12 protein-coding genes are annotated in these 10983 nt (G+C 38.0%); 5 read left to right on the top strand and 7 right to left on the bottom strand.

The window, feature by feature from the left end; genetic code table 11:
* Positions 1-65: 65 nt before the first annotated feature.
* From F7732_RS17085 to F7732_RS17060, 6 genes are read right to left on the bottom strand one after another with little or no spacing between them, the layout of a single operon-like run.
* On the bottom strand, positions 66-284 hold the full coding sequence (locus F7732_RS17085; RefSeq protein ID WP_151575244.1) for a spore germination protein: 219 nt from the start codon (positions 282-284) through the stop codon (positions 66-68).
* A 33-nt stretch (positions 285-317) separates the two neighbouring features.
* Complete coding sequence (locus F7732_RS17080; protein ID WP_151575242.1) at positions 318-716, bottom strand: spore germination protein GerPE; 399 nt, start codon at positions 714-716, stop codon at positions 318-320.
* 4 nt (positions 717-720) lie between these two features.
* Complete coding sequence (locus tag F7732_RS17075; RefSeq protein ID WP_151575240.1) at positions 721-897, bottom strand: spore gernimation protein GerPD; 177 nt, start codon at positions 895-897, stop codon at positions 721-723.
* A complete protein-coding gene (gerPC, locus tag F7732_RS17070; RefSeq protein WP_151575238.1) occupies positions 894-1526 on the bottom strand; it encodes a spore germination protein GerPC in 633 nt (210 codons plus the stop codon). Before gerPC ends, F7732_RS17075 begins: the two co-directional genes overlap by 4 nt.
* 56 nt (positions 1527-1582) lie before the next feature.
* A complete protein-coding gene (locus F7732_RS17065; RefSeq protein WP_151575236.1) occupies positions 1583-1822 on the bottom strand; it encodes a spore germination protein GerPB in 240 nt (79 codons plus the stop codon).
* Positions 1823-1839: 17 nt separating this feature from the next.
* Complete coding sequence (locus F7732_RS17060) at positions 1840-2061, bottom strand: spore germination protein (RefSeq protein WP_066447688.1); 222 nt, start codon at positions 2059-2061, stop codon at positions 1840-1842.
* A 180-nt stretch (positions 2062-2241) separates the two neighbouring features.
* On the opposite strand from F7732_RS17060, the gene F7732_RS17055 reads away from it, so the two are divergent.
* The 4 genes from F7732_RS17055 to F7732_RS17040 all read left to right on the top strand — a co-directional run bounded on the left by F7732_RS17055 (position 2242) and on the right by F7732_RS17040 (position 7962).
* Entirely contained in the window at positions 2242-3408 is a 1167-nt protein-coding gene (locus tag F7732_RS17055) for a DUF418 domain-containing protein (protein ID WP_151575234.1), read from the top strand.
* 10 nt (positions 3409-3418) lie between these two features.
* Positions 3419-4324 carry a fumarylacetoacetate hydrolase family protein gene (locus tag F7732_RS17050; protein WP_151575232.1) on the top strand — a complete coding sequence of 302 codons (906 nt, stop codon included), beginning with the start codon at positions 3419-3421 and terminating at the stop codon, positions 4322-4324.
* Positions 4325-4542: 218 nt separating this feature from the next.
* Entirely contained in the window at positions 4543-4902 is a 360-nt protein-coding gene (locus F7732_RS17045; protein ID WP_151575230.1) for a YisL family protein, read from the top strand.
* 156 nt (positions 4903-5058) lie between these two features.
* Complete coding sequence (locus F7732_RS17040; RefSeq protein WP_151575228.1) at positions 5059-7962, top strand: bifunctional diguanylate cyclase/phosphodiesterase; 2904 nt, start codon at positions 5059-5061, stop codon at positions 7960-7962.
* Between the two features lie 62 nt (positions 7963-8024).
* On the opposite strand, the gene F7732_RS17035 is transcribed toward F7732_RS17040, so the two are convergent.
* On the bottom strand, positions 8025-8588 hold the full coding sequence (locus F7732_RS17035; protein ID WP_151575226.1) for a DUF2777 domain-containing protein: 564 nt from the start codon (positions 8586-8588) through the stop codon (positions 8025-8027).
* A 493-nt stretch (positions 8589-9081) separates the two neighbouring features.
* On the opposite strand from F7732_RS17035, the gene asnB reads away from it, so the two are divergent.
* Complete coding sequence (gene asnB, locus F7732_RS17030) at positions 9082-10926, top strand: asparagine synthase (glutamine-hydrolyzing) (protein WP_151575224.1); 1845 nt, start codon at positions 9082-9084, stop codon at positions 10924-10926.
* Positions 10927-10983 lie beyond the last annotated feature (57 nt).

Genomic DNA, 10983 nt, shown 5'->3' with positions numbered 1-10983 from the left:
AGATGATATAGAAAAGAAGCCGGCTCGATAAACATTCGATTGCCGGCTTTTTTTATAGGTTTGTTTTAATTATTCCCGATCATTGGCTGGTCAACTAGGTTGGTATCAAGCACATTACTTGCACTTAAACCATTATTAGTGATAACAAAAGCGCCTGTATTAGCTGCGCCTGAACCCGAATTTGATTTACCTGTGCTTTTTGGAGAAATGATCAATGAGTCTCCAAATTGTACAATTCCATCAGAGTTATTAACAACCTGCACAGGACCTACGATGGCTGGCATGTGGCAACCTCCTGAATAAATGAATTTATTTTATTAACTGCTTACATCCGAATTTTGCGGATTACCGTTTGAGGTAACGTGGCGAATATGTTTAATTCTGGATTCCATGAATATTTTTTTTGTGTTCCCGAGCTGAACGATCGACGATGAGGATGCACCAAGGACATCAATATCATGAACTTTAATGCCAGGATTTAATTGTGTAACCTCCATTGTGACTGCTTCATCAATGGAAGGCAAAGGAATGGGTTCTCTAAAGATTGGATATCTTCTAAAACTGCCTTCATCACTTCGGAAAATCGGTTTTTGCCGCTGATCGGCAATTGCCCTTGAAAAACCTTGAATATATGAAACATCACCAATTTCAAAAATGGAAGAAAAGGATAGTGTATTTATACGGATATGATCTACTATGGATGTTCTATGCAGCATAAGCTTACTCCGGCGACAAAGGCACAAACGGCCCAATAATTAGTGATTCAGCCGGAGTATCAAAAGTAGATGCCAGCTGTATAGTTTCAGCGTCACCAACCAATAAAATGGAGGAGCTGGAAACACCAATTACTCTAATATTTCCAACGTTTAAATCGCGATTATAGACTTGAAAGATCATTCTCTTTTATCTCCTCTCATGTTTTCGGGCAAGTTATTGGCAAAAATGGAGACACCATTGCGTATTTCTTGTTTTAGCATACTGGTTACATGATCTTGCAGTTCTCCTTCAGCAATCGCTGCGTGTTCCTTTTTTAAGTAATAGTCAATCCGTTTCGGCAGCTGTTTTAAAATATCTTCCTTGATAAAATTGATATAAGATTCATCTAATGAAACATTTGTTTCGGCTTGAACGTCTTCGATCACTTCTGGAAGGTCTTGTTCTAAATAGCGGTACATTTCATTTTCCACGCCCATGCTATGATACATGAAATCTTTTGGAGAAGGTGGAGCGTAGGTGTCTTTAATATTAGGTGCGTAAACATCCTTGTTATCGATAGAAAATTCTTCAATCTCTTCCTGCAGGTCTGTTGGGTTTAATCCGATATTTAACGTTCCTTCCAATGTTTCCACCTTTAATTGGTCAAACTTATATTCAATTGTATCAATATGCACAGGTGGGCGTTTTTGCAGCTGACGTGTTTCATCTTCAAGCTCCGCAACTTTTTTCTCAAGTTTGGAGATCCGCTTTTCGAGCGTTTGAATATAGCCTTGCAAACCTTGCAGATAGGAATAAAGATCTTGGCTCAACGGCTCCACCTCATTTCTAAAAAATTTTAATGGAAGCTGCAGCATGTAATGTGGCCTTAAGCATTAGAAGGAGCGACAAGAGGAACAGCTGGTGAATTTATTAAAGGATCCGTGACTGGCATATTTTCATCTTCATCAATCACTTCTGGGGCAGGCTCTGTAAAGCCGCCTGTATTATACAAGTAGGAAGCGGGCTTAATAATCCCTGCACTGCCAATCTGCAGAACAGAAGAGTTTGAAACTCCTCCGATTTTTATCATATTAATGTGTATGGATTGTTGAATATAAAAATTCATTAACATCACCTATTACTTTATAAATTCATTATATTTGCCTGATCGATGCCATCGGAATCATAGGTGTTTGTTGTACTATAATGATTGGTGACCTTTAAACCGTCTCCGGTGTTAAAAGAGCCTGATCCAGAAAAAGTTTTAGCTGTAGAAATAGGCATCATTTTGTATACGTCCCCTATATTAAAGATAGAACTGCTTCCAACCGAAATGACCTGCACAACACCGACTATTGCTGGCATATAAGACACCCTTTAATCGTTTTTCTCCGCCTTAAGAAAGTAGGCGGGTAGTTAATAATATCATCCTATGTGACAGAGTATATTGTGTGATACATTCGCCTAAATTTATTAGTTTTTCAATAGACAAACATATCCAAAATCTTCTATGATGAAAGGAGATAAACATGAAGGGAGATAGGGATGAGTTCAGTTACAGAAAAAGAAAGAATTATATCATTGGATATTATGAGAGGTTTTGCGATATTAGGCATCTTCCTCGTCAATATGCTCTCTTTTCATTCGCCATTTCTCTATATTGATCCGCTCAGCTGGTGGACAGACAGCAGCGATCAAACCGTTTACAGTGTGATTGATGTTCTTGTGCAAGCAAGCTTTTATCCTTTATTTGCTCTCCTTTTTGGCTATAGTGTAATCATGCTGAGGGAGAGAGTATTAAAGAAGGAATTGTCCTTCAATGTTATTGCAGTAAGAAGGTTTTCGTTTTTATTGTTATTGGGTTTAGGACACGCCTTTTTTCTATGGTTTGGGGATATTTTGGCAATGTATGCTGTTTTGGCCTTTATCTTTCTTTTATTTGTCAAAATGAATGGAAAAAACATGCTTATTACAGGTTTGGTGATTTATATTATTCCGAATCTGCTTCTTTGTCTTTTATTATTTGCTGCTGAATTAATCTTTCCGCCGGATGATCTTACATTGTATGATAACAGCTTAGCCGAAGAAGCAGCGGCTGTGTATCATACAGGTACTTTCACAGAAATAACTTCTGAAAGAATAAAAGATTGGTATGCAAATAATGTAGGCGGATTTCCGGTTATGCTTATTTCCATTTTGCCATTATTTCTTATTGGCGGAGGTGCTGCAAAGCTGAAGCTGCTTGAGAATGCAGGTCAGCGGCGGTCATTATTTCGAAATATGGCCATCATTACTTTCGTTCTTGGTCTGGTTATAAAACTTCTTCCTTACATCATGAATAGATCATTGGCTCTTGATTATGTTCAGGATACGTTTGGCGGCCCATTGCTCGCGGTTGCATATGGAAGTTTTATTGCCTGGGCGGTGGGCAGCATGCATTTGCTTAAACTTTTAAAACCACTTGCTTATATAGGCAAAATGTCTTTAAGCAATTATTTATTTCAATCTTTGCTTTGCAGTATTCTTTTTTATGGTTATGGTTTTGGATTATTTGGCGAGATATCCGTAGTGACAGGTACTGTGCTCGTAATCATTATTTTTTTCATCCAGCTATTGTTTAGCAGGTTTTATGCTAAAAGGTTTTTGTATGGTCCTGTTGAATGGGTATGGAGATCGTTTACGTACTGGGAAATTCCAAAAATGAAAAAATAGGAGTGGCATTATGAAACTACTTACCTTTAAAAAAGAGAATCAAATCTTAGCCGGCGTTTTAATGGAAGACGAACATTTTGTATTAGATCTGGCTAAAGCTGCTGAATTAAGCGGACAAGACCCTTTTCCAAAGACACTTTTGGACTGTATTAAGACCGGAAATCAAATTATAGATGATATTGAGACATTAACAGAGTGGGCAGCAGCCAATGAGGAAAACGCAAGGGAAGCCATATATGAACTTAAAGAAGTTCAACTGCTTGCCCCGATCCCAAGACCGCTAAAAAATGTATTTTGTATCGGCAAAAATTATGCAGAGCATGCTATTGAAATGGGAAGCAAGGATGATATTCCAGAGCATATCATGGTGTTTACAAAAGCACCGACAACAGTCATTGGCCATGAGCAACCAATTGAAGCACACGAATCGATAACATCTGAACTGGATTATGAAGGAGAGTTTGCTATAGTAATTGGGAAAACAGGAAAAGCAATTCCCAGAGAAGAGGCAATGGATTATGTGTTTGGATACACCATTATCAATGATGTTACAGCAAGGGATCTTCAAAAGCAGCATAAACAGTTTTTCTTAGGCAAAAGTCTGGATAGCACATGTCCAGTCGGTCCTTGGATTGTTCCTGCATCTTATGTGGAAGACCCGTCTCAATTGAGGATTCAAACTCGTGTAAACGGAGATGTTAGGCAGGATTCCACAACAGATCAGCTGATTTTTCCGATAGATGAATTAATTTCGGTTCTTTCATCCGGGATGACACTAGAGCCAGGCGATTTGATCGCTACAGGAACGCCGGCTGGTGTCGGAAAAGGATTCAAACCGCCTCGTTTCTTAAAGAAGGGTGATACAGTTGAAATTGAGATTGAAGGAATTGGGACGTTAAAAAATACAGTAGGATAAAGTTATTCCTGCATGTTAAAAGGGATATGGGGTATTTAAAATCAAAAAGTTAAACAAACATTAACCATGTTCACTTTGCTGCGTCTATTATTTTATTAATTTGTCAAAAATTTGACACATATTGTATCGGCGAAATTCCAGCGGCTATCTTAACCTTAGGATTTTCAATGTCAATATGATATGATGTAAACGAACTTGAGTAGAGGGGGCAGTTAGGAATGACACATGTTCATATTACAACATGGGTAGTTGCATTAATCCTATTTTTTGTTGTGCTTAGTCTTCAAAAGAGCGGCAAAGCAAAAGGTGCAAAAATTGTACATATGGTATTAAGACTCTTTTATTTGCTGATCATTGGGACAGGCATTTGGATGTTAACATCAATAAGCAATATTGATATGATGTACATTTTGAAATCGTTAGTAGGCATTTGGGTAATTGCTGCGGTTGAGATGGTTCTTGTTCGCACTGCTAAAGGCAAGAAAACAGGTATTCTCTGGGCGCAGCTTGGTATTTCCTTGGTTCTTGTCATTTATTTAGGATTAAAGCTTCCACTAGGTTTTACTCCTTTTATGTAAATCGCTGTTAAAAAGCTGTCAAATCGACAGCTTTTTTATTTTTTTCATATCAATAGTCCTATAAATATGGTATTTTTAAAAAGATAAGGGAAAAGCTTATAATAACTTTTCCTGCTCTTATTAACTAGAATAATACTTTATTAGTGGTGGGTTATGATGGCTAAAACATATTCTTGCATGTATACAAACGATGACCAGCTGTATAGTTTTATAGAAGATCATGAATTAACTACATATCCAAATGTACTTGTTCAAGTCTTTTCAGGCACTACTGATAAGGAAAAACTGGAGCAGCTGCTGCCTGCTTTGCGTAAGTATGTTCCTCTTGCAATAGTTACAGGCTGCACTGCATCCGGTGAGATATTTCAAGGGGAACTATCGGAATATAACATTATTCTAACGTTCACCATTTTTGAAAAATCACAAATTAAATCCATCTATATAGAAACAGATCAAAATAATAATAGTATAGAAATCGGCCGAGCTCTAAGTGAGTTTGCAGAAGAAAGGACGAAAGCACTGATTTTATTCTTTGCAGGCTATGAAACGAGTGTACAGTCTGTATTGGAAGTGCTGCATGAAAAGCACCCTGAGATCATCACAGCAGGAGGGATGGCTGGTTGTTTAAAAACGGCAGATGATTCATTGGTTTTTAACCAAGATCGTATTATATCAAATGGCGTTACGGCTGTCGCCTTACAGGGCGAGTATTTAAATGTCCACTCTTACGTAAATTATCAGCTTGAGGAAATTGGCAGGCCATTTACTGTAACCAGGGCGGAAGAAACATCGATTTACGAAATTGATGGGAAAGATCCTCTGCAGCTAATAAAGCATTATCTTGGTGAAGAAAACGCTTCCCATTTAAGTGAAGCAAGCATGGAATTTCCTTTTCTGCACGAATATAAGGGAGAAAAATTGCCTGTCTTTATTACTTCGATTCAGAAGGATGGCAGCATTAAAGTTAGCCGGCCAGTAAAGGAAGGCGATCAGCTAAGTTTTGCTTATACAAATATCCAAAATATGATTCATCATACATCAGACTGTATGGAGAAACTGAGCCAGCAAAATCCTCAATCCATTTTTGTATACAATTGTATTGCAAAAAAGAATTACTCTCATGATTTTGCTGAGATAGAGCTTGCCATGCTGCAAAGTATTGCTCCTTCAAACGGGGTTTTCCTGCATGGTGAAATTGGGTATACAAATGGCCGGCAGCCTAAAATGCTTGGTCATTCCTTTTCCTGCTTAGCACTTTCAGAAGGAATTATTAAAAGGGCAGAAAAAAAATCGTTTGTTTATGAGATTCCTCACTACATTAAAACGATTGATTCTTTAACACATTTAATGCGCGCATCACTTAAGGATATTGAGGAGTTAAATAACAGTTTATCCCTGTCAGAACAGCATTATCGCTCGTTGTTCGATCATAATGCAGATATCGTTTATTCTACAGATTTAAACGGCGTTTTTACGAGTGTGAACACAGCATTTGAAAAAACCTTTGAATACAGTAAAGATGAGGTAGTAGGAACATCTGCTTTAAACTATATAACTCCTGCTGATATTCCAAGAATTCGAATACACTATGCACGTGCGCTAAAAGGTCAGCATCAGCATTATAATATTGAATTAACAACTAAATCTGGTGAAAATAACTTATATCAAATTAAGAATATACCGGTTAAAGTGAATGGTCAGACCGTTGGTGTATATGGAATCGGGAAAAATATCACAGAGTTAAAGAAAATTGAAGAAAAAGTGACTGAATTATCATACTTTGATACACTCACCGGTCTTCCGAACAGAGTGAAGTTTATTGAACAGCTGGAGGAATTTACGCGAAAAGCGGAAAATCAAAATCGAATGCTTGCAGTACTATCTGTTGATATTGACCGCTTCAAATTTATTAATGACGGATTTGGACATGATGCAGGAGATTTGATTTTAAAAGAACTATCAGAAAGAATTGAGAAAGTGTTAACTGCCGGCACTTATCTAAGCAGCTTTGGCGGGGATAAATTTACTCTTGTTTTCTCGCGGACAAAGGATATGGAAGATGTAATGAAAAAAGCGAAATACATCCTTCAAGAAATTGCAAAGCCAGCTTATTATAAGGGAAAAGAATTTTTCCTGACGGCAAGCATTGGTGTCAGCTTATATCCGAATGATGGGGAAGATCAAAATTCTTTAATAAAAAATGCCGACATTGCGATGAATCGTTCAAAAAAGCAAGGAGGCAATCGCATCACTTTTTTTTCGATGGAAATGGACAGTCATGCAATGGCAAGACTTGAACTGGAAAGTTATTTGCGGAAAGCATTGCAGAAGAATGAATTTCACTTATGCTATCAGCCTTTGATCAATCTTGAAACAGGGAATGTATATGGAAGTGAAGCACTGATCAGGTGGAATCACCCCATTTTAGGAGTAGTGTCACCAGCCGACTTTATTCCGCTTGCAGAAGAAACAGGTCTAATTGAAGAAATTGGAGCTTGGGTTTTACGAACGGCTTGTGTTCAAAATAAACAATGGCAGCGGCAAGGCTTAGGCATGCTCTCTATTTCTGTGAATGTATCAGCAAATCAATTTCAGCAGCCAAATTTTGTAGAACAAGTAAAACAGGCATTATTGAATTCTGAGCTCGAAGCCAAATACTTAACATTGGAATTGACAGAAAGCACCATGCTGAATGATGTAGACTATAGTATACAAGTCATGAAGTCATTGCAGGAACTTGGAGTAAAGGTGTCAATTGATGATTTTGGGACAGGCTATTCTTCTTTATCCTATTTAAGGAACCTGCCAATTAATACGCTGAAAATTGACCGCTCGTTTATTAATAATTTAAAGCTGGATACATCGGATGTCGCCATAGTCAAGGCGATTATTACAATGGGACAAGGCTTAGATGTTCAAGTAGTAGCTGAAGGTGTAGAAACGGAAGAGCAAATAGAACTGCTAAAGGAAATGAAATGTCACTATGCACAAGGATTTTTCTATCACAAACCCTTAAAGTCGGCAGATTTCGAAAAAGATATTAAAGGAGTTTCCATCTAAAATTACTAAGTTCCCAAAAGAGTATATTCATAAAAAGGATGCAGCTGGATGCTGCATCCTTTTTATGAAGAAATCTTCTCAATCACCATTCTTTTCCCCGTATTTAATGTGAATTCAAAGCGGTCACTTATACCCTCATAATAGCTAAAATGATGCTGGACACTGCATATATGCTCCTGATTGTCGAATATAATGAAATTAACACCGGATTTTCTGTCTTCATCATGTACAAAAGTTAATTGATTGTAACAGTAGATGCAATCATAAATCGAAAACTGCATGGAATTTAGGGTGGTTACAAATTGGTAAAAAGCATCATCATTTAATTCGTCCAGCAGTTTTTCTAATGCAAAAACGAGCGATTTTCGAATGCGGACAGTATCTTGATCCTTTAAAAACACTAGTTCATCAGAACAGGCAATCTTTCCTTCACCAGCCAATTTCCCTTTTTTCCACCTTTTATGGCGTGCTAACTCTATTTCCATATGGAGATAATCGTCTAACATAGCTGCCTCATCTGTTTCCCGGTCAAAGAAGATCCATTGATCATTTATATATTCTACATTGCCTTCTGTGAAAGCACGGGTTTGATATTCAATCAATTTTATTCGCTGCTGTTTTTTCATAAACTACCTCCACTTTCATGCTGATTTCATCATCGTGTTTTGCCATACGCTTATTAAAGAAAAATACGTCAACATTCTTTTTTGACATCTAATGTCGTTTTTATACCCTTTCTGATAATGTAATTTCAGTCAAAAAGAATATTTTCATTGTAGAATTCACACTCCCGCGGGCTGGTAGTATGCCTTTGCCGCAGGGGTTACACGCCTCTCATTACAAACAACTCACTCTAACATGGAAGAATGACGGTATCATTTTTTTAAAGGTGCTTAAATAAGCTTAATGTGGAAGATCAACATGGTTTGTAAATTCTGCCCATGATTCAGCATAGGACAATTAACCAAAGACCATTTCCTGCATACAATAAATCCATGTGAAGGTGCCCAATTATCCACTCGAAATAAATGGGTGAATTGGATAAAGAATGAAGTAAATATCATTGCCCTGCTAAAACGGCCACCCGAGAATGATACGGACAGAAAGGATGATTATTGCATGTGCGGTATAACAGGCTGGATTGATTTTAACAACAATATAAGTAATCAAACTGAAATCCTTGGGAAAATGACAGAGACACTCTCAAAAAGAGGGCCGGATGATACAAATGTATGGGCAGCTGAGCATGCTGGTTTTGGCCATAAGCGTCTTGTGGTTGTAGATCCAGAAGGCGGCATACAGCCGATGACAATTGAAAAAAGAAATAGCAGCTATACCATCTGCTATAATGGCGAATTATACAATACGGAAGACATCCGAAAAGAACTCCTTATAAAAGGATATTCTTTTAAAGGTCATTCTGATACAGAGGTTTTGCTGACTTCTTATATTGAATGGGGAGAAAATTGTGTTGATCACTTAAATGGGATCTTTGCATTTGCCATCTGGGATGCCAATAAAAATCAGCTCTTTATCGGGAGAGACCGTCTTGGAGTTAAGCCTTTGTTCTATAAAGAAACTTCAGCGGGGCTTTTATTTGGTTCGGAGCTAAAGGCCATTCTGGCTCATCCAGATGTGAAAACAGAAATTGATCGGGAAGGACTCTCCGAAGTATTTGGTCTTGGGCCATCAAGATCTCCAGGCTCTGGCGTGTTTAAAGGAATAAAGGAACTTCGTCCAGCACATGCCATGACGGTTACAAAGAAAGGCATAAACATAAAGCGCTATTGGAATGTCAAAAGCTCACAGCACACCGATTCGCTTGAAGATACCGCTGGAAAGGTTCGAGAGCTATTTACAGATGCAGTTAATAGACAGCTTGTATCAGATGTCCCGTTATGTACTTTTTTATCTGGGGGATTAGATTCAAGTGCCATTACGGCCATTGCTGCAAAGACATATGAGGCAGAAGGGAAAAAACTTCATACTTATTCAATTGATTATGAGGGCAATGATGTATTTTTCAAAGCAAATGACTTTCAGCCAAATTCAGATGCCGCATTTATCCAAAAAATGACGGAAACATTCAATACTGTGCATCATAGCTCGATCATTACGCAAGAAGAGCTTGCAGAACATTTAATCGAAGCTGTACATGTAAGAGATTTGCCTGGGATGGCGGATATTGACTCATCACTTCTTTGGTTTTGCCGTGAAATTAAGAAGGATTATACTGTCAGCTTATCTGGTGAATGTGCAGACGAAATTTTCGGCGGCTATCCTTGGTTCCATCGCCCAGACGATTTAAACCGCGAGGGATTTCCTTGGATGAGGTCGATTAATGAGCGTCAAGGATTATTAAAAGCAGACTTACAATCAAAATTAAATCTAAAAGACTATACAATTGAGAAATACAATCAAGCGGTTGCCGAGACTCCAAGATTAGAGGGAGAAAGCGGGATTGATGCGAAGCGCCGCGAGCTTTTCTATATCAATATGATTTACTTTATGACAACACTGCTTGACCGCAAGGATCGTATGAGTATGGGCGCAAGTCTTGAGGTGCGTGTACCGTTTGCAGATCACCGCCTTGTTGAATATGTCTGGAATATTCCATGGGATATGAAAATGCATGGCAACAGGGAAAAGGGGCTGTTGAGAAAAGCACTTGAGGGCATTCTTCCAGAAGAGGTTCTATATAGGAAGAAGAGTCCTTACCCGAAGACACATAATCCTACTTATACGAACGCCGTGCAAAATATGCTAAGCGAGATTTTAGAAGATCGTTCTTCGGTTTTATATGAGCTTTTTGACGAAAAAAAGCTCAAAAGCATTATTGAAACAAAAGGGGAAGCTTTTAAAGAGCCTTGGTTTGGTCAGCTGATGACAGGCCCGCAGCTGCTTGCTCATCTTGCACAAATACACTTCTGGGTAAAAGATTACAATATTAATATAGTTGATTAAGAATAGACAAAGAGCCAGCATATGAATGGTGGCTCTTTGTCTATCTTTTAATAAAAA

This window comes from Bacillus mesophilum (assembly GCF_008923265.1).
In the GTDB taxonomy this organism is placed as follows: domain Bacteria; phylum Bacillota; class Bacilli; order Bacillales; family Cytobacillaceae; genus Cytobacillus; species Cytobacillus mesophilum.
Note: the sequence above shows the minus strand (reverse complement) of the source record. Positions and strands in the feature narration are given on the sequence as shown.